Source organism: Chloroflexota bacterium (assembly GCA_034717495.1).
Taxonomy (GTDB): domain Bacteria; phylum Chloroflexota; class Anaerolineae; order JAAEKA01; family JAAEKA01; genus JAYELL01.
The window spans coordinates 1-21,044 of the sequence record JAYELL010000007.1 but is presented as its reverse complement, the minus strand read 5'-3'; the positions used below and the strand labels follow the sequence as shown (position 1 = coordinate 21,044).

The 21,044-nt window shown below is 55.7% G+C and carries 15 protein-coding genes; all 15 read left to right on the top strand.

Annotation, left to right across the window (positions count from 1 at the left end; all coding sequences use genetic code 11):
* Window positions 1-18: 18 nt before the first annotated feature.
* Window positions 19-1,446 (top strand): HAD-IC family P-type ATPase, encoded by a 1,428-nt coding sequence (locus U9R25_02480; protein MEA3334746.1) that lies wholly within the window; start codon window positions 19-21, stop codon window positions 1,444-1,446.
* A gap of 828 nt (window positions 1,447-2,274) precedes the next feature.
* On the top strand, window positions 2,275-2,694 hold the full coding sequence (locus tag U9R25_02475) for a hypothetical protein (protein ID MEA3334745.1): 420 nt from the start codon (window positions 2,275-2,277) through the stop codon (window positions 2,692-2,694).
* 24 nt (window positions 2,695-2,718) lie between these two features.
* Window positions 2,719-3,573, top strand: a complete 855-nt coding sequence (locus U9R25_02470; GenBank protein MEA3334744.1) for a CPBP family intramembrane glutamic endopeptidase — start codon at window positions 2,719-2,721, stop codon at window positions 3,571-3,573.
* A 51-nt stretch (window positions 3,574-3,624) separates the two neighbouring features.
* Window positions 3,625-6,054: a serine hydrolase domain-containing protein gene (locus U9R25_02465; GenBank protein ID MEA3334743.1), complete on the top strand. Its 2,430-nt coding sequence runs from the start codon at window positions 3,625-3,627 to the stop codon at window positions 6,052-6,054.
* Window positions 6,054-6,551: a flavodoxin family protein gene (locus tag U9R25_02460; GenBank protein ID MEA3334742.1), complete on the top strand. Its 498-nt coding sequence runs from the start codon at window positions 6,054-6,056 to the stop codon at window positions 6,549-6,551. The genes U9R25_02465 and U9R25_02460 overlap by 1 nt, the downstream gene beginning before the upstream one ends.
* 74 nt (window positions 6,552-6,625) lie before the next feature.
* Window positions 6,626-7,585: an alpha/beta hydrolase gene (locus U9R25_02455; protein MEA3334741.1), complete on the top strand. Its 960-nt coding sequence runs from the start codon at window positions 6,626-6,628 to the stop codon at window positions 7,583-7,585.
* A gap of 41 nt (window positions 7,586-7,626) precedes the next feature.
* Window positions 7,627-7,974: a hypothetical protein gene (locus U9R25_02450; protein MEA3334740.1), complete on the top strand. Its 348-nt coding sequence runs from the start codon at window positions 7,627-7,629 to the stop codon at window positions 7,972-7,974.
* Between the two features lie 318 nt (window positions 7,975-8,292).
* On the top strand, window positions 8,293-10,992 hold the full coding sequence (locus tag U9R25_02445; GenBank protein MEA3334739.1) for a LuxR C-terminal-related transcriptional regulator: 2,700 nt from the start codon (window positions 8,293-8,295) through the stop codon (window positions 10,990-10,992).
* A 775-nt stretch (window positions 10,993-11,767) separates the two neighbouring features.
* Window positions 11,768-13,120 (top strand): guanitoxin biosynthesis MBL fold metallo-hydrolase GntH, encoded by a 1,353-nt coding sequence (gntH, locus tag U9R25_02440; protein ID MEA3334738.1) that lies wholly within the window; start codon window positions 11,768-11,770, stop codon window positions 13,118-13,120.
* A gap of 305 nt (window positions 13,121-13,425) precedes the next feature.
* Window positions 13,426-14,418, top strand: coding sequence for a GTP-binding protein (locus U9R25_02435; GenBank protein ID MEA3334737.1), 993 nt, complete (start codon window positions 13,426-13,428; stop codon window positions 14,416-14,418).
* Window positions 14,419-14,681: 263 nt separating this feature from the next.
* Window positions 14,682-14,873, top strand: a complete 192-nt coding sequence (locus U9R25_02430; protein MEA3334736.1) for a hypothetical protein — start codon at window positions 14,682-14,684, stop codon at window positions 14,871-14,873.
* Window positions 14,874-15,271: 398 nt separating this feature from the next.
* Complete coding sequence (locus U9R25_02425; GenBank protein MEA3334735.1) at window positions 15,272-15,727, top strand: hypothetical protein; 456 nt, start codon at window positions 15,272-15,274, stop codon at window positions 15,725-15,727.
* A 105-nt stretch (window positions 15,728-15,832) separates the two neighbouring features.
* Window positions 15,833-17,191, top strand: coding sequence for an arylsulfatase (locus tag U9R25_02420; protein MEA3334734.1), 1,359 nt, complete (start codon window positions 15,833-15,835; stop codon window positions 17,189-17,191).
* Between the two features lie 268 nt (window positions 17,192-17,459).
* Entirely contained in the window at window positions 17,460-20,138 is a 2,679-nt protein-coding gene (locus tag U9R25_02415) for a LuxR C-terminal-related transcriptional regulator (protein MEA3334733.1), read from the top strand.
* Window positions 20,139-20,299: 161 nt separating this feature from the next.
* The coding region (locus tag U9R25_02410) for a sulfatase-like hydrolase/transferase (protein ID MEA3334732.1) at window positions 20,300-21,044 on the top strand (745 nt) is incomplete at its 3' end.

The following is a 21,044-nucleotide window of genomic DNA, read 5'->3' as shown; positions in this document are numbered from 1 at the left end:
CTGTGTTCTGATGCGGTGGTGCAGGATGGCGAATTGGTCGGTGATCCCACCGAGGGGGCGCTGGTGGTGCTGGCCCAAAAAGGTGGCATCATGGTTCGGGCCACACGCGAGGCGTTTCCCCGCATCGCCGAAGTTCCCTTCGACTCAGCCTACAAGCTGATGGCCACCTTCCACAACATGACCAATACAGAAGGGCAACCGGTCGTGCGCTGCTATGTCAAGGGCGCGCCGGATGTACTCATTGCCCGTTCATCGACCATTCGGAAATCGGATGGCCAAATAGACCCACTCGATAAGAAGCAGGCCTCAGACGCCAACGATCAATTGGGTGCAAAGGGAATGAGGGGAATGGCTGTGGCCTTCCGCGACTTTGATCCAGGCACGTTTGATCCAAAGTCAGATCTTCTAGCCGAAGTCGATCAATTGACTTTATTAGGCATGGTCGGCATCGTCGATCCGCCTCGCCCCGAAGCCAAAACCGCCATCGCCGAAGCGCAGGCTGCCGGCATTCGGGTGCGTATGATCACTGGCGACCATGCAGTCACGGCAGCAGCCATCGCCGAGGAGTTAGGCATCGAAGGTCGGGCGATCACCGGTGCTGAGTTTGCAGCGATGAGTGATGAAGAAGCCGCCAATCAAATTGATGAGATCGGCGTCATCGCCCGCGTAGCCCCGGAGGACAAGGTGCGCCTGGTCAAGGTTCTGAAAGCGAAAAACAACATTGTCGCCATGACCGGGGATGGCGTCAACGATGCTCCGGCGCTGAAAACCGCCGATATTGGCGTGGCCATGGGCATCACCGGCACGGATGTCTCAAAAGAAGCTGCCGTCATGATTCTGACCGATGATAATTTCGCCACCATTGTGGACGCGGTCGAATATGGTCGGGTCATCTATGACAATCTGCTCAAGTATCTTCGTTTCCAGATGGCCGGTCTGTTTGGCTTCATCCTGGCCTTTTTGGGGTCGGCCGCCTTGGGGATTACGCTCGTTTTGTTCGCACCGTTGCAGATTCTGTTTGTAAACTGGTTTGTTCAAGGCGTTATCGGCATCAATTTGGGATTTGATAGCCCCACACCCGGTTTGATGGAACGCCCGCCGCGCCCCGCCGATGATAATATCATAAAAAGGCCAACGTGGATTCGTCTGGTCATTGTCGGGATAATTGCAGCGATTCTTTCGATACTGGCTTATCAGTGGGCCTACGTCACTACCGGTTCCAGTATTGCAGCTCAGACCATGGCGATGGTGATGTTCTCCATCATTCATATACCCATTTCACTCAGCCTGCGCTACCCGAAGGATACCGTATTTCGTGCGCAAACATTTTCCAATAAGAAACTGTTCCTGGCCTATGGCTGGGTTCTCCTCGCTTTGCTCTTAGCCACCGAGATTCCATTGTTGCAGCGAATTCTTGATACGCAGTCCCTTACGCCACAAATGTGAGGCATCTGCCTGATGGCCGGCGTGCTCTTCCTCCTTGCCAGCGAGATTTTCAAAGTGGTACTGAGGTTGTTCAGCAAATAAGGCCAGAACTTAGTCAATCGCAGTTTGACGGTTTTGTGCCGTTTTGCCCCAACCTCCCCCATTTCGGCTATCGCCTTACCGGGGGAGGTTGGGGAGACACAGCGCTACCCTCCCTGGGCCAGTTACCAGAATGCCAGATATCCCATTTCTGTCAAGTACCTGTTACTGTCCAGCCTGATGGAAATTCTGCCATTACTGCTTGTTCTCATCCGGCCGCAGCGCGCCGGCGCTGATCTGGACAAGATAAATGGTTGGATCCATGATGCTCTGCACTATGTAGTGATCGCAGGTCTATTCTTTAGTTGGTCTGTTCTTGATTTGGCACAGTCAAGATATCCAACAAGTCGATGGCCGCTCATTCACTTGATCGATGGACACCCGCTTTCCCCGCGTTCGCGAGGACGATAGAAGGAATGACGGTGATGAAACAAAAACACCTCTGACAAATTACCCACCTGGCCAATCTTCGGATTCCCCCTTTGCCCGATGCAGCGACAGTCGATTTGCTGTAAACTGAGAGTGCAGAGTTGGGTTTCTCCACCCATAAGAAAAGAGCATTCTCGCTCACGCCACTTTGCACTGCGCCGAGTTGCTGGGAGTGGGTTTTGCTATAGTTGTTATGGCACACTCTCATGGAGATTCTAACGCTGAAATCAACCAATCTATTCTCAGAGCGTTGCCACCGGGGCGATCCGTTCGCTCTGTGGCAGCGCAACCAGTGATCAACTTGACTGAAGGAGAAAAGCCGTGAATCAACTTAGCGAACGCGATCTACACCAGCACGTCACCATCGTAGCCTGGCTCAACATCATCTCCGATGGGTTTTTCTTGTTGATGGGCTGTTTTGTCTTCTTCCTGTTGGCCGGCATCGGTGTCGCCGTCAACGAATCGGAAGCAACCCCTATCCTGCTTGTCGTCGGGCTATGCACCGGTTCGTTCATGATTCTTCTGGCGCTTCCCGGCATCATTGCCGGTATTGGCCTCCTGAAGCGAAAGTCCTGGGGCCGGATTTTGGCGCTGGTCGTGGGCGTGTTCAGCCTGATCAACTGCCCCATTGGCACGATCATTGGCGGCTACACGCTGTTCGTGCTGTTGCAGGAATCGGCGACGGCCTATTTTGCCGGTGAAGGACCAGATTCCGCGGCAGTGACCACAGTCTCTGAGTAGAAGCAAATCAGGAGGGAACCTCAGATGGAATCGGTGATCGTGCGGAAGGGTGACACGGGTTTTCGACTGGCGCTTTTTATTATCTTCTTCGCCTGCGGCATCCTGGTTTTTCCGCTGGCTGCCAACTACTACTCGCTCCTCCCCACCAACGACAGCACCCTCTACAAGGCGGCTGTCCCGGTGCTGTTTCTGGGCGTTAGCCTCTTGCTGCGCCGCAGCCAACGCCTGCATGATTACTGGCGGATCGCCTACGCCTTTTTCGTGGCTTCGGCAGCTAATTTATTGGTCTGGCTGGGGGGAACCTGGCTGTTTCGATTGGTGAATGCGCCAGCCGACCCCCTGGCCGAGATGGCGGTCAACAAGCTATCCGAGGCCACAGTCGTCATCGCCGTTATCCTGCTTCTGACCCGACTAGCTGGCTGGAAGCTGGGCGACCTCTACATCAGGCGCGGCAACAGTCGGTTGGGATTAGTCCTGGCGCTGGGGTTCAGCATTCCGGTCGTGGTCATGTTTGTGGCGATGGGCGGATTGAGCCTGGGCTGGGAAATCGTCCTGGCCGCAGCACCCGCCATCCTGGTCTATTCGCTGCTCAATGGCTTCATGGAAGAGCTGTGGTTCCGGGGCATTTTCCTACGTGAATACAAGAGATTACTGGGAGGGGGGACCGCCATCCTCCTCACAGCACTCCTGTTCACGATAATGCACTTCGGCATGACCTACGCCAGCGGGGCCGAGCGGATTCAGTTGCTGGGCGGTATTCTCTATCTCGGCCTGGCCACTGCCTACATCATCCTGAAAACAGAAAGTCTTTGGGGAGCCGTGCTTCTGCATGCCGTAGCCGATGCTGTGCTTCTGCTCGGATTCTTTGCTGCCCCATGAAAAATTGGTTCCAATCTCGGCGAAGGACCGATCATGCAGGAGGAAGAATCCATGCAGCCTAAAGCGATAGTCACCCTGACCATTTTTCTCGCGCTGGTCTTTTTGTCTGCCTGCGGCTCACAACCAACAGCAATCCCTACTCCCACCGAAGCGCCGCCCGCGCCTACAAGCACGCCAGCGCCAACGAACACGCCCGCCTCGCCTGAAAGTCAGGATATGGACCCGGCAGCACTGGCGGAACTGGTCGAGATAGTCAGTGGGTATGTGGAAAACGAGAAGGTTGTGGGCGCAGAACTGGCCGTGATCAAAAACCGTCAGGTCGTTTTGCATGAAGCGTTTGGATGGAAAGACAAAGATGATGGCCTGACGCTGGAGACCAACAGCCTCTACAACATTCGCTCCATGACCAAACCGATCACAGGCATGGCGATTCAGATGCTCGTGGATGAGGGTAAGCTGGCGCTGGCCGACCGGGTGGCCGACTACCTGCCCTCATTCGACAACGAGCAATCGGGCGAGATCACGGTGGACCAGTTGCTGAGTCATCGAGGCGGCCTGCCGCTCAGCATCGTTATGACAGGGCTGGGCGAAATCGATAGTCTGCGGGCGTTGGCCGACGATGCTGGAGAGAAAGGCCCGGAAAGCGAGCCGGGATCGGGTTTCCACTATAGCGACACCGGCTCTGATGTGTTGGGGGCGCTGGTCGAAGAGATATCGGGTATGACTTTGGGCGAGTTCTGGCAAGAGCGCATCTTTGATCCGTTGGCGATGGCTGACACGATCAGCATAATTGAAGAGGGTGATCCTCGTGTTAGTCGCATTGTCAGTGGTTACTATGGCTCGACCGGGGATTGGAGCCGCTACTGGGGCCAGGAAGATGAGCTTATCTACCCCTTCACGATGGGTTCCCAGAGTGTGTACAGCACGATTCTGGACTATGCCCGCTTTCTGGCGTTGTGGATGGATGGTGGTCAACTGAACGACCAGCGGTTGCTCTCGCCCGAAGCTGTCGAACGGGCTTTGACGCCTGTGGTCGAAAGTAACTTACCGGGTGGGTTCCCAGGGCTGCGCTTGGATTACGGTCAGAAGTGGATCGTCTACGTACCGGAGGATGCGCCAGAGGGTGGGGGCGAAATGATGCTGTTCGGGCACAGCGGCTCGGACGGGACCTGGGCCTGGGCGTGGCCGGAGCAAGACCTGATGGTGTTTTACTTCACCCAATCTCGGGGGCAGGGTTCCGGTATCGGCCTGGAAGCTGAACTCGACCGTCTGTTGATTCATCCCGACCAGGAAGTTGTGGCAATCCCGGAGGAACTGAAACCCTACCTGGGTGTCTACACCACCCTCCTCTCCGGCCCGTTGATGAACAAGGAGTTCGAAGTGCTGGTGCAAAATGGCAAACTGGCCGTCAATCTCCCGGAACAGATCGTGGTGGCGCTACAGGAGCCGGACGATGAGGGTTTTTGGCGTCTGACCATCGATCCCAGCATAGCTGTTTCTTTCGTCCAGAACGAAGTGGGCGAAGTCGTGGCGCTCAACTGGCATCAAGCCGGTCAGGTCTTCGAGATCCCCCGAGGTGAAGTGCCTGATGAAGAACCGTTGGACGAAGCATCCGTGCAGAAATATCTGGGTTCTTACACCCGACCGGAAGAGGAAGGTAGCGATCCGGTGGAAGTGCTTATCCACAACGATCACCTGGGCCTCAAAATGCCGGAAGTGGCCGTCGTGTTGGAACTTTTCCCGCCTGATGAAGATGGCCGCTGGGCCATCCGCCTTAATCCCGCCGTATCTATCAGTTTCCAGGAGGATGAGGATGGAGTCGTCGTGTCATTCACATCTCACTCGCCCGAAGGTGACTTTGTGCGACCGAGAGTGGACTCAAATTCAATTGTTATACCTTCAGGGACTCCTCCGACCATAGATGGCACGCTATCGCCCGGAGAGTGGGATAAAGCCCTGGTCGAAACTTTTTCAGATGGTAGTGAGTTGCTCTTGATGTACGCGGATGATTATCTGTACCTAGGCGTGCGGTCCAACACACCGGAGATGATTGGCGCTAATGTCTACATCGAAGATAATGGCCAAATTATGATTCTCCACACATCCGCCGCCCTCGGTACGGCCATTTATCAACAAGGAGCAGATAGTTGGCAGCAGACACAAGATTTCGACTGGCAATGTCGTAACACTGGCAACGGAGCTGTCGCCCAAGCTGGACACTCCGCCTATCTCCAGGAAAACCATTGGCTGGCGGCCAATTCCCGAGTGGGCGCGCCCAATGAACTGGAATATCAGATTGAGGTGACGGACGAATCGCCGCGCATCGCAGTGAGCGTTTTTCGATCTTCAACTCCCAATGAGCGGGCCTTTTGGCCTTCTGCCCTCGACGACGACACCATCCAGCCATATCCCGGCGGTTTGCCAACAGAACTGCATTTTTCCCCAGACCAGTGGGGGATGCTCGACCTGAAAAACCCTTGATGAAAATGAGGAGGAATCTACCAATGAACACAATCGTTATCTACTTTTCCAGGTTTGGGCATACAAAACTGGTCGCTGAGACGATTGCCGAAACCATGCAGGCAAATGGCTCTGTACGCGTGATCGGCGCCGATCAACTCACGAATGCTGACTTGGAAGGCGCTGAACTCGTCGTCATGGGCACACCAACCCACAAGATGAACCTGCCCGAAGCTGTGCGACCTGTTTTTGACTCGTTGCCAAAACGCATTCTCAAGGATGTTCCAGTTGCCGCTTTCGACACTTCGTACAAAATGGGGTGGTTCCTCAACAAATTCACCGCCGCAAAGAAGTTGAACCGCAAAATGCGCAAAATGGGCGGCAAGCCGATTCTCCCACCTGAGACATTCCTGGTGGTCGATCGTGAAGGCCCGCTCTACGATGGCGAGATCGAACGCGCTGAAATATGGGCGGAATCCATTCTTGACGGATACAATCGTTTCTCTGAGCATCGATAGCCGCACGAGAGAGAATGATGCGTGTGAAAAGGATAGTTTGCCGTGTTGGGCCACTTGTTTTTGGAACCCTTTCGTTGCTCATCCTCATCCTGAAACTGCATCGCAAACCACGATATATCCGGCACTTCGAAGAGACTGAATATGGCGGAGATCGCCCGTTTGTTGAGCCGATTTCAGTGAACGATGGCCTTGCCGTCTACTCTACCGGCTGCGGCGAGCCAGTGCTACTTTTCCCGTATCCCCATGCTCATACCACAGAACCGATGATCCAGGGACCTCTCGGCGATATCCTCTGCAGCATGAATCGAAAGGTCATCACGTTCGACGTTCCCGGCGCCTATCGTTCGACCAGAGAACCGGCCGGAAATATGAACGAAATGATCCACTCGGCCGATGAGGCGCTCGATCACCTGGGAATTCAAGTGCCGGTAGATGTGGTCGGACACAGCATGGGGGGGCTTGCTGCCCTGGCTTACGCCATCGAGCGTCCTGAGCGCACGCGCCGGCTTGTCCTGATCGGCAGCATGTCCGGTTTTCCCGCCGTCGCTCGTTGGGGATTGCCGGGGAGCGCCTTTTCCATCTTTGAGCCGGATTATTGGCGCATCATCTTCTGGGGCATTCGGATCACCGTTGGCAAAGGGGATCTGGCCTCGCACAAGAGGCTGCAAAATCTTATGGAGCGCGCCTGCTACCATGACAAGTCGTTCTTCACACCGCTCGAAATCGACGCAGACGATGAGAAGAAAGGCATCCCCATCCGCATGATCTGGTCGAAGAATATGTTCAAGAGGCTCACCTATGCCGACAGACTCGCAGAAGTGCAAGCCCCGGCCCTGATTCTGGTCGGCAGATATGACCCGGAAGCGCCCGTTCCTTGTTCGCAAGAGCTACGGCAAGGGATAACAGATGCGAGTCTGGTCATTTTTGAGCAGAGCGGGCATTTTCCCTTCATCGAGGAATCCGCTCTCTTTGTAGAGAAGGTACATGATTTTCTCAACTCGGAGCTTGAAGCCCAATTATCAAGGACCCAGTAACATGATCGATTATCAGCTAAAATTCTATTGGAGTTGATCATATGATCTTCTCCGCAGTTTTCGCCCTAATCGTCGGCATCAGCATGATTGGCATGTGGAGCTTTTTGCTCTTGACCAAACAAGTGCCGGAACTGGAGACCGAGCCCTTGCACATCCGTTTTCACATCGCCGCCGAGTTTGTCACGGCCATTGCCCTGGTAGCCGGAGGCGTCGGCCTGCTCACCGGCCAAAGTTGGAGCCAGTGGCTTTATCTGGTCGCTATCGGCATGTTGTTCTACACCGTCATCGTCAGCCCCGGTTACTACGCCGAGAAGGACGAGTGGCCAATTGTCGCCATGTTCGCTGTCATTCTGGTCCTGGCGCTGGCATCGCTCGTCCTGATAATCTAAACCCGACCTTGACTCGGAAGACCCCGATATGAATGACGCAGGTGTTGCTTTTCGGAGTGTCAGAGTCTCCGCATCGCCGTATCGCCGCGTCTCCGTGTCCCCGTGTCTCCGTGTCCCCGTATCGCCGCGTCTCCGTGTCTCCGTGTCTCCGCGTCCCCATGTCCCCGCGTCCCCGCGTCCCCATGTCGCCGCGTCGCCGCGTCCCCGCGTCCCCGCGTCCCCGCGTCCCCGCGTCCCCGCGTCCCCATGTCGCCGCGTCTCCTCATTCTGGCGAGATTCATGCTATAATGCCATCGGACCTTGTTCAACAGGATTTCGATGGAAGCAACCACCTTCATTCGCACGAAACTCAATCGTCCCCGCGTCGTCAGCGACCTGGTCGAGCGGCCGCGGCTGGTTGAGAAACTTAACAGCGGGTTGGAACGAAAACTGACGTTGGTGGCGGCGCCGGCAGGGTTCGGCAAAACAACGCTGGTGTCGTCGTGGTTGGACAGGGTTGATCGTCCTACGGCCTGGCTCTCTCTGGACGAACACGACAGCGATTTTGTCGTTTTTGTTTGCTATCTGCTCCACGCTATCCAGGACATCTATGAAAACGCCCTGCAATCGACGCAAGCGTTGATGAATGGCTCTTCACTGCCAGCCTCTAACCTCCTGGTAGCCACGCTCATCAACGACATCGCCGACCTGCCCGGCCCCCTGGTTCTGGTGCTGGACGACTATCATCACATCCTCGATGACGCCATCCTTCATCTCGTAGACCGACTCGTTACGAGCCAACCCGCTCAACTGCATCTCGTTATCATCGCGCGCGCCGATCCCCTTCTGCCCTTGCCGCGGCTGCGCGTCCGCCAACAAATGACGGAAATCCGCGCGCAGGATTTGCGCTTTGGCGGTGACGAAGCGGAGCTTTTCTTGCAGATGGTTGTGGGGAATCGCGTGGACCATCAAATGGCCATCGCCCTCAACCGCCGCGCTGAGGGCTGGATCGCCGGCTTGCGCCTGGCTGCCCTGTCGATACAAGGTGAGGATGACCCCGCCGCTCTGCTGACCAGCTACCAGGACAGTCGCTTTGTCACGGAGTATCTTGTCAGCGAAGTCCTGATGCACCAACCTGATGAGATGCGCGAGTTTCTGTTGCGCACGGCCATTCTGGATCGTTTCTGTGCTGATTTGTGCGATGTCGTGACACAGCAACCTGCCGGGAGTTCAGCAAAAAGGTTGGAGGAGTTGGAGCGCGCCAATCTGTTCCTGACGCCGCTGGATGAAACGAAGGATTGGTACAGATACCACAATCTCTTCCAGGACATGTTGCGGATTAGGTTGTCTGCTGATGCCGACGCGGTCGATACGGACGATCTGCATCGCCGCGCCAGCCGTTGGTTCGCCCAACATGGTTACATCGAGGAGGCGCTGAGACATGCTCTGGCAGCAGACGACCTCTCTTTGGCAGCCGATACGCTTGAACAGAACAGTGACAATCTGCTGAACCGTCTGGCGCGTCATACCCTGGAACAGTGGCTGTCGCTATTGCCCGAGGAAGTGATCTGGCAACGCCCACATCTGTTGATCTTCAAGGCATGGCAGCTTTATCGTCAGTATCGGATCACAGCATTGGAGGCCCTGCTCGATCAAGCTGAAGCGGGGCTTGATCGAGGCCATTACAACTTGCCACACGAACAGCATCAGGATTTTCGGGAGCGCATACAAACTTTCCGCAGCGCCACTTACTACTTAATTGGCGACGATCGCCGCAGCCTGGAAGCGGCTGAACGGGCATTGGCATGGCTGCCAGAGAATGAGCAGGATGCACGCGGCCTGGCCTTGGCCTTTTTCGGCATAGCCCTGCAAGCGCTTGGTGAAGAGGACGTGGCGGTGCAGCGCTACAACGAGGTCATTCACGATCCCAGCGGTCTCGGTCCGGCCAAGGCGCAGGCGTTTCTGGGCCTGTCTTTTCTGCAACTGATAACGGGTAAGTTGCAAGAGATGCGCCAAACGACGCATCAGTTCAGAGTTTTTGCCGCCCAGACCCAACATCCGAATGTGATCGGCGCGGCCAACTATGTCTCTGGGTTCCTGCACTACGAACTGGATGAACTGGAAGTGGCCAGGGAATACTTTAGCAGGGTGGTCGAAATCCAGCACAGCACCAACTTCATGGCGGCATCCAGTTGCCTGCTGGGACTGGCCCGCATCCACCAGCTCGGCGGTGAACTGGAACGCTCGCAAGAGATCGTCGTTGCGCTTCAGGCAGAGACCATGCGGCTGCAAAGCACAGACCTTCTGCCCCAGTTGGAGGCGTTCCAGGCGCAGCAATGGGCTTTGCAAGGAGAAGTGGAACGCGCCTTGCACTGGGCTCGCGGCTTCAGCCCCAAGGGGGCGCCCGAACCTCCTCTCCTCTTCGAGATACCGAGTCTGTCGCGTGCTCGCATCCTCACGGCCTACGGAAATGACGACGACCTGCAGGCGTTGCAACACGATCTGGAGCAAGGACTGGCAATGGCCGAAGCGCGTCACTGCTTGCAACGAGTTATCCAGATCCTCGCTCACCTGGCTCTGGTGCATGACGGGCTGGAACGGAAGGACGAGGCGCTTGTCACGCTGCAACGGGCAGTCGTTTTGGCCCGACCAGGTGGCTTCATCCGATCTTTTGTTGACACCGGCCCCTCACTGCTGCCGCTGCTCAAACAGATAGAGCGGCAGGACGCCCTCTCCGGCTATCTCCGCCAGTTGACAGCGGCGTTCGATGTTCATGCGGCGGTGGGGACCAAGACAGCGCTTGGGCCAACGCAGACTTCGTCTGAAGTGGAACGATTGGCGTTGTTGACCCTGCGGGAGGAGGAGGTCTTGCACCTGATAGCAGCCGGGTACACGAACCAGGAAATTGCCAGTGAACTGTTCATCTCCATGCACACAGTCAAACGGCACGCCACCCACATCTACAGCAAGCTGGGCGTGGCCAATCGCCGCCAGGCGGTGCACAAGGCCAGAGAGATGGGGATTCTCTCCCCCGCCTGACTCTGGCCTGAAAAAACACCCCTCACCTGTCATTGCTAGTGATCCATCTCACGACGGTCACGGGATACGCCGGTACAACAAACTCACGCATCCGTCACTCCCGCGACGGCAGGAGTCCAGCGACATCGCCCGTGATGATTGCTAGTCCTGGGCGTGGCAAGTTTCTAAGCACGCTAGCAAGCGGTCCGGCCTAGCACGCCAGCAGGCGTACCGTGACGCTAGCAAGCGGTGCGAGAGCTAGGTAAGGCCACCGAGAGGTGTGAGGTAGCCGGAGTTTGGACCGGCGTGGCATTCTCAGACTCCCTTCAGTACCCGGTTTCCTCAAGTGTGTTTGAGACTGCCACGTCGATCTCGCTCACCAGCTCATGAATCGCCTGCCAGCATGACCTGTCGCTCGATCTCCTCGCAGTGACACAACGGTGTCCTTCCGCCGTGGAGTTGGGCACCAAAAAAAACCGTCTTCTTCCAAAAATCCCACCTTTTTACCACCTTTGGTGCGATGCACTTTCTGTGCGAATGCGGTATGCTGAATCTTCAGCAGAGAGACTCTTTTCTACCGCACAGAAAGGTCATTGGATGGACTACCCGACACCCCTAACCCGCGATGGGCCAAGTGCCTATGTGATACAAGTTCAGGGGCCGGTGAGTCAAGATATGGCTGACTACCTGGACTGCTTGTCTATTTTGGTCAGTGGCGAGCCCGACCAGCCGGTAACTACGTTGTCTGGACAGGCTATCGATCAAGCCGCGCTGATGGGCGTTCTCAATAACCTGTATGGTATGGGATATTCTTTGCTTAGCTTCGAAACTCAACCAATCCACAGCACGGAGGAAAATGATGACTAACCCGCTCAAAAACCCTTATGGCGGCGGTCCTGGCACGGGCATTACCCTGCCGGATTACTACAGGCCGACGCCAGGCATGAAAAGCCGCAACAACTTCTTCCCCATGTCCGAAGAACTCGGCGCGGACGAGATGCGGATCACGTTCGTGGGCAGCACGCCCTTCCCGCCGCGCCTTAATCAGGCCGGCACCTCGATCATGGTGGAGTTGGGAAATGGCAAGAAGTTCTTCTTCGATTTTGGTCCCGGCTGTATGCGCAATATCATTGGTTTGCAGCATCATGTCGCCACCATCAACGATATTTTCATCACCCATCTCCATGTCGATCATTACCATGACCTCTCTTACCTGCTGCCTTTCCGCGCCTGGTCTGCCGGTTGGTTGCCGCTGCGCGTGCATGGCCCCTCAGGCCGCACCCCTGAGCTTGGCACCCAGGCGATGGTTGACGGCATGAAACAGATGCTCAAATGGCATCTGGAGGCCTTCGACGTGTTCCCCATCGGCGATGGTTATGAAGTCGAGGTCAACGAATTCGATTGGAAGGACGAGAATGGCATTTGCTACGACGAGGATGGCGTTACCGTGCGGCACTGGCGACGATCACACGCCAAGGATGGGGCTACCGGCTACCGGCTGGATTGGAACGGCCTGAGCTTTGTGTGGACAGGCGACGGTCGCCCTGACGAATTGACCGTCAAGTATTCCAAGGGCGTAGATGTGTTTGTGACCGAACTCGAGCTGGACACCGGGAAATTGATCGAAATGAAGTACGGTCTCCCCGACTGGCTTTACAATTACACCATCGACACCCATCATACCCCCCATTACGCCACAGGTTACATGATCAATGAGATCCAACCCCGGGCGGGTATGGTCACTCACTTCCCTTATGAAGAGGACCTGGTCGCCGAGGCAATTGCCGGAATCCGGGCGCACTGGAAAGGTCTGTTCCTGTGGGGCGCCCCTGATGGTGTGGTTGTCAACGTGACCAAGGATGCAATCTGGTCTCGGAAAGCAGCTATCCCCGAATCAACCGGACAGAATCCGCCGCCCTTCGACCTGCTTGTTGGCGACGGGCCGCTGCCCAAGGAGTTTGAAGTTCCGCAGCCCAGAAGCTCGCGCGCGGAACAACAGGAGCAGTATACCCGCGATATAGAGATCGACCCGAAGAAATATATACCGGAGGATGTCTATCGCGATCCGCTCGTTAAGCTTCCGGACCCGATGGTAATCGATCTTGAAGCGATGGCTGCTGCAAGAGGGCCTGCCAAGAAGGACGAGTAGACACACGGAGGGATTATGTGAGGGTGTTTTGCGGGCTAAGGCTAAGCCTGCAAAACACCCCCTTTGATATAACCCAAGCCAGTTTCGGGCAGAAGTCAACCCGTACATTTAATCCGCCGACTAAAGTCAGGACTATGGACCTTTGACCGCCGGTCGGCCTGCGCCGACCAAACTTATTTCTTCACAAACGAGATGTCCCCGCAGGGGGACAGGCGGCCTAACGACCGGCACGGTCGTCGCCTTTAACCCCGATTTCAATCGGTGGGCTTAGGGAAACACCTGTACAGTCACAAAAGAGAGAAGATATGGAAGTATTTGATACTGACAAACAGGCTACTCCAGTCACGATCCTGACCGGTTTTTTGGGTTCAGGCAAAACAACCTTGCTCAATCGAATTCTGAATGGCAGCCACGGTCTGCGCGTGGCCGTACTGGTCAACGATTTCGGCTCGATCAACATTGACACCGAATTGATCGTGGGGGTAGAAGATAACGCCATCAGTCTGGCCAACGGCTGCGTTTGTTGCAATATCCGTGATGACTTGATCGAAACCATAGAAATGGTCATCAATCGTCCTGAAAACCCTGAATATATCCTGCTGGAAGCCAGCGGCGTGGCCGACCCCTCCGGCATTGCCCTGACCTTTGCCATTCCCACATTCCGGGATCGCATCCGCCTGGATAGTATTATCTCCATTGTTGATGCCGACCAGGTTTTCGCCTATCCGGAGTATCCTTACGTTGCAGTCCTAAAACTACGTCAGATTGGCTTCTCTGATATGGTGGTGCTGAACAAAATTGATCTGGTGGATGAGGAGCAACTGCAGAGGGTGAAGGACTGGATCAACAGCCGGATGAAGCGCGTGCGCATTATAGAGACTGTTCAGTGCGATGTCCCTCTGGAGATTCTGCTGGCCGTCGGCCGTTTTGACCCGCAGCAATTGGTGGAAATAGATCACGACCATCACGCCCATCATCACGATCACACAGACCACGGCCAAAGCTTCAGCACCTGGAGTTATCAAACCGACCGGCCCTTATCGCTGGATGCGCTCAATGAGATGATCAAAAAAACATTGCCCGGGAATATCTATCGATGTAAGGGTGTGGTCTACACCGCCGAAAGCCCGGAGCGGCGCGCCGTGCTGCAAGTGGTTGGCCGCCGGGCCGATGTGACTCTGGGCGAAGCATGGGGTGAGACAACGCCACGTACGCGGATCGTCGCCATCGGCGCGCCGGACAGTATCAACCCGGAGGCATTGACCGCCCAATTTGATGCTTGCATCAGTGAAGTATAGTAGCTGTTAGTGCTGGTTAGCGCGTGGGAAAGTTGATCGAGTAAGTAACGACGAGTCATCCCGCCAATTGTCGGCGGGAGGGCACTACAAACAGGAACACATGGAGGTTTATTATGCCAAGAAGAGGACCTGGACCGAAACCTGGACCCAAGCCCGGACCCAAGCCCGGACCGGCACCAAGCCGAGCGTCGCGACGGAGAACTGTCCGCAGAGTCAGACGTCGCACCAGACGAAGACGTCTCCTGGTTGGTGGCGCGGCAGTGATGATGATTGGCGGGTCATACACGTCATACAAGGTGTCCCAACAGCAGGCCCAACAGATCGAGCAGCACAGCGGCAAGCCGCCCGAGGAACTGACCGAAGCAGAATTTGAGAACGCAATGGACGATTTAGGCATCCAGGATCAGGAGTTGACACCCGAGGACGAGGCTGCGATCGAAGCTGATGCGGTTTAGAAGTAGTTAGCCGGCCGTTTGCATATTCTCGGAGAACTCAGGTCTGGCGAAACACGCGACTGATACTGGACTTCGGGACACTTCTTGAAAGAGCAGAATCCCATAGTGCCGCTTGATATCCTGCTGGGTGTGGGTCGCTTTGACACCCGGCAGGATTGACAATGGCGAATTTAGGCAAGCGCAGTGATCAACTTGTGCATTTTGAGCGGGAATACCGCGCTTGCTTGAGGGGAACCCCTCATTTTTGCAAAAGTTATTTGTTGGCGGTTCCTTACCGTGCTGTTTGAGGCTTGTGTGGCTGACCCTGTTGCGGTACGATAATGATGTCCACATAAGCAAAGCTTCGCCTCAGACCGAAGTCAGGGCGCAGAATTCACGGATTCATATTGGAAGACATCATGAATACAGATAATACAATGCAGATAACGATCACAGAGAAGCAACATCGCTATATGTCATGGACGTCCGACGTGCTTGTCTACATCGTCGTTCTGAACCTCTTCGTGGAGTTCGTTGACGCCATCGTCATCGATTCGTTCTGGATCTCGATCCTGACTGCGGTGCTCCTCAAAGCGCTCCTCGACATCGTTATTCGCCTGGAACACCGTGTCGGCGATTTCTTCGATAAAAAAGGGGGGCAATTCTTCAAATTCATTGGAATCGCCACGAAATTCCTGATTCTATTCACGTCCAAGCTCATCATCCTCGAAGTCGTCAACATCGTCTTCGGAGATCACGTTGAACTAGGTCACTTCATCGATGTCCTGGCTCTCATTATCGCCATGATGGCAACGAAAGCAATCATGGTGAAGATCTACGAGAGGCTCGGAGAGACTGCGCCCTCTGAATCCTAAACCATCCACAGATTTTTTGGTTTTGATCTGAATAATCTGTCGTAAACGAAGTGACATCTGCGGATAAAGTGGGGTGACCTGTATAGTCACAAAGGAAATCAAATTATGACAACACAGAAAAAACCGAACGTCATCTTTTTGCTGGTTGATAATATCGGCTGGGGCGATTTAGGTTGCTACGGGGGCATGGCGCCCACGCCCCGGCTGGACCAACTGGCGGACGAAGGTATCCGTTTCCAAAATTACAATGTCGAAGCGCAGTGCACGCCCACGCGCTCGGCGATCATGACCGGCCGGCTGCCCAAGCGCAGCGGCACGACGTTCGTTCCGCTGCCGGGCCAGGGGGATTATGGACTGTCGCCGTGGGAATACACGATGGCGGAGCTGCTATCGGATGCCGGTTACGCCACCGCGCTCTTTGGCAAATGGCATCTGGGCGATGTAGAAGGGCGTTTACCCACAAACCAGGGCTTCGATGAATGGTACGGCATCAAGAATACTACCGACGAGGCCGGTTACACTTCCTACCCCATGTTCCATGAAACCGGCTACCCCATCCCGCAAATCTGGGAAGGGGTCAAAGGGTCGCCATCACAGCCGGTGGAAGAGTATAATCTGGAATCCCGCGCCCTCATCGAAGAAAAGATCACGCAGCGCACGATTGATTTCATCCAACGCCACGCCGACAACGATCAACCCTTCTACGCCTATATCGGCTTTACCCACGTCCATCCACCCTACCGCCATCACCCCGACTTCAAAGGCAAATCGGGTGGCGGGCTCTACTCAGACATCTTGGCCGAAGTCGATTATCGCGCCGGGCAAATTCTAGACGCACTTGATGACGCGGGAATTGCCGACAACAGTATCGTCATTTGGAGCAGCGACAATGCGTCTGGCGAGGCCGCCGGCATTGCCGGCTCCAACGGGCCGTGGCGCGGCGTGTTTGCCTCTGGTTTTGAAGGCGGTATGCGTGTGCCGGCCATTGTGCGTTGGCCGGGGCAAGTCCCCGCCGGCGTCGTCACCAACGAAATGTTGGCGACATACGATTGGATGCCCACACTGGCAGCCATGATTAGCGAAGCGGATCGCGTCCCCACTGACCGCCCCATTGACGGTTTGGACTCATCCGCGCTACTGCTTGGCGATTCAGAAAAAGGCGGCCGTGACAGCCTCATTTTTTACGGCTCCGATGGCGAAGTGATGTCGGGCAAATGGAAAAATATCAAGATCGTGTTCCGCTACGCGGAAACCTTCGACGGCCCCATCATCAAGCCCCAATTCCCGTTGGCTTTTGACCTGATTGACGACCCCGCCGAACAGATCAATCTGACCAGCAAGCGCATGGATATGATGTGGATGTACGGCCCCGTCATTCAACGCGTCATCACCCTGGAAAAGAGCTTTGCCCAATATCCCAACATCGAGGCGGGGCAGGATTTCGACGGATACGACAGCTTGTAGGGAGTGCGGTTCCTTCCCCTGCAAGGCGTCAGCCGAAACGGGGGAGGATGGGAGAGGCAAAACGGCACACAAAACACACAGCGATTCCAAATATGACAAAACTCAACGCCGGAGTCGAGCCTTTGGGCGGTTTGCCAGGCTTTTCTTCCCCACAGTGACCTGGCTAAAGCCTCGACTCCACTCATATTTGGAATTGCTGTAAAACATGCCTTCGGTGTTGGCGCGATCTATGCTATAATGCCATCGAGCCTCGTTTAGCAGGATTTCGATGGAACCAACCACCCTCATCTACACGAAACTCAATCGCCCTCGGGTCGTCAGTGACCTGGTCGAGCGACCGCGGCTGGTGGGGAAGATGAATAAAGGGTTGGAGCGAAAACTGACGGTGGTGGCAGCGCCGGCGGGCTACGGTAAGAGCACCCTGGTGGCCGAGTGGCTGGAGACATGTGAGCGGCCCGGCGCCTGGTTATCACTGGACGAGAATGACAGCGATCTGGTTGTCTACCTGAATTACTTCATCGCCGCTGTGCAAAGTGTTTTCCCTGATGCTGGGCGGGAAACTTCAGCCCTTCTGCAATCGCCCGAATTGCCTCCGCTACCAGTCCTGACCGGCACACTTATCAACGAGTTGGACCACATCGAGCAGCCCTTCATTTTGGCGCTGGACGATTACCACCTGATTCATGACCTGGCAGTGCAGGATTTGATGGATGAGTTGCTGCGCCATCCGCCCCGGACACTGCACCTGGTGCTGATCTCGCGCTTGAACCCACCTCTTAATCTGAGGCGGCTGCGTGCTCGCGGCCAGATGGTTGAAGTCCGGGTACAGGATCTGCGTTTCACGAAGGCCGAAACGTCCGCTTTCGTGCAAACAACGATGGGCGCGCCCGTCGATCAGGCAACGGCTGCATTGTTGCAGGAGAAGACCGAGGGCTGGGTGACGGGGCTACGGTTGAGCATGCTCTCCTTGCACGGGCCAGAAGACCTTGATCAACTTTCGATTAAATTGCCGGGAGAGCGCCTGGCCACCGAATACCTGTTTCAGGAAGTTTTCGAGAACCAACCACAGGCAATCCAGAAACGCCTGCTGAGAACTTCTATCCTGGATCGCTTCTGCGCACCGCTGTGCGAGGCTATGTGTGACGCCGAGCCGGGATCGCAACACATCGGCGGACAGGACTTCCTGAACTGGCTGATGCAGGCTGACTTGTTTGTCATCTCGCTGGACGATCAGCGCCAGTGGTATCGCTACCATCACCTGTTTCAGTATTTGTTGAAGGCTCGGTTGGACAAGAGCCTTGATGCGGATGGCATTGCCCAACTCCATCGCAGCGCCAGCGCCTGGTTTGCCCAAAACGACCTGATCGACGAAGCGATTCACCACGCCCTGGCTGCCGGGGACGCGGTCGTCGCCGCTGAACTCATCGAACAAAACAGACGCGACATACTGAACGCCGACCAATGGTATGTTCTCGAAAAGTGGCTAGCCAGATTGCCAGATGAGATCAAGCAGCAGCGACCGGGACTTCTACTGGCCCAGGCCTGGGTGTCGTTTTTTTCGTTCAAGCTTCGGGCGATTCCCCCACTCCTCGAATCTATTGAATTGCTCTTGAGCGATGATGAAACAGACAAAGGTTCATGGGGCGAAGTGGCGTTTTTCTGGGGGCATCATTGGTTCTGGCAAGGTCAGACAGCGCAAAGCCTGGACCTTTTTCAGCGCGCCCTGGCATTGATTCCCAGATCGTATCATCAGGGCCGGGGAGAGGCGGAGGTCTTTTGGGCGGTGGCAAGCCAGATGAGCGGACAAAAGGAGATGGTCGTCCAGACATTGACAAATTCGCTCTACTACGAGCAAACGCCGCAAGCCGTGCGCATGACCCGCTTGTTAGGGGCGCTCATTCATGTCCATTTTCTTTCGGGTGAGTTACTCTTGGCGGAGCGGGTGACGCAGCAAGCGAGAAATGCGGCGGCAGAAAGTGACAACACCTATGTCAAAACATGGACGTCATATATGCACGGGTACATCCATTATTTCCGGAACGACCTGGAGAAAGCGCTTCATTACTTCGAATCCGCGCTGAATGGACGATACTTCCTGCACACAAGAGCCGCGGTTGACAGCCTGGCTGGATTGACGCTCACCTATCAGGCTCTCGGACAGCCAGACAAAGCCACGGCGACGATGGCGCTATTGCTTGAATCTGCCCAGGATACCAACGATCCCGCTTATGTCGCCATTGCTCGTTCGTGCCAGGCCCGTCTCGCCCTCTTGCAAGGTGATCAAAAATCGGCGGTGCGTTGGGCGCAGACAGATGACCTGACGACCGACGCCGGCATCATGTTTTACTGGTTGGAGATTCCCCACATCACACAGTGCCGGGTGCTCATTGCCCAGGGGACGCCCGGCAGCTTGCGAGAAGCAGCGAACAAGCTCGATGACTATCTGCTGGCAGCTGAAGCCACTTACAACACCAGACAGATGATTGAACTGCTGTCGTTACAGGCGTTGGTTTACGAAAAGCAGGGGCGAACAGGGCAAGCTCTGATTGTTTTGGAACGCGCCGTAACCCTGGCCGAACCAGACGCTTGGATTCGCCCATTCCTGGAACTGGAACCGGTGATGGCCAGTCTTTTGAACGAACTGGGGCAAAAAGGCGTGGTTCAGGATTTCATCGCACAGATCGTGGCGGCCTTTCCTCTGTCCCCACCAGATTTGCCTGTCTCCGGCCAGCCGCGTCTGCCCGAACCTTTGACGGATCGGGAACTTGAGGTGTTGGCGCTGCTGGCCCGGCGCTATCGGGACAAAGAAATCGCAGCGGAGCTGTTCATCTCGCCGGCAACGGTGAGACGGCACGCCAGCAACATCTACCAGAAACTACAGGTCAGCGGACGCTGGCAGGCGGTGGAAAAGGCCATTGCGTTGGGCATTCTTCCTGCTTCGGTGTAAGGTCAACTCCAGAAACTACATCATTTTTGCATCATTTTGGCCCTGTTGTGCGCACTCGGGGCATGGTAAAATATATGATAGGCGTTTTCATCGTGTTGAAGAATCGCGTCCGTATGGATTCTGAAACACAATTGATCAATTAACCAAGGAGACAACAAAGCATGTCAAGCCAACGATCCAGAGACACCTTACCCATTCCCGACCAACCCAACACCGAGTTGATCACCTTTGATGCCAAAGACCCCGAAACAAAGTTCCCACCCATCACCCCCATACGGCCGCCAGAAGGTGCGCCCAACGTCCTCGTTGTTTTGCTGGACGATGTTGGTTTTGGCGCATCCAGTGCGTTTGGCGGCCCGATCAACACCCCTGCCGCCGAAAAATTGGCGACCACGGGGCTGAAATACAACCGTTTCCACACCACCTCCCTCTGCGCCCCGACCCGCGCCGCGCTGCTCACAGGCCGCAATCACCACACCGTCGGCATGGGCGGCATCACCGAAATCGCCACCTCCGCGCCGGGCAACAACTCCCTGCGCCCCAACAGCGTCGCCCCCCTCGCTGAAACATTACGGATGAACGGCTACAGCACGGCGTATTTTGGTAAGTGCCACGAAGTCCCCGTCTGGGAAACCAGCCCCATGGGGCCATTTGATCATTGGCCTGTACACAGCGGCTTTGAAAAGTTCTACGGCTTCATCGCTGGTGAAACCAATCAATGGGTTCCCGAACTGTACGACGGCCTTACCCCCGTCGAACTGCCTGACGATCCCAATTACCACCTTACCGAAGATTTGGCCGAGAAAACCATCGCCTGGATTGGCGCACAGCGTTCCCTGATGGCGGGCAAACCGTTCTTCTGCTACTTTGCACCCGGCGCAACCCACGCCCCCCATCACGTCGGCC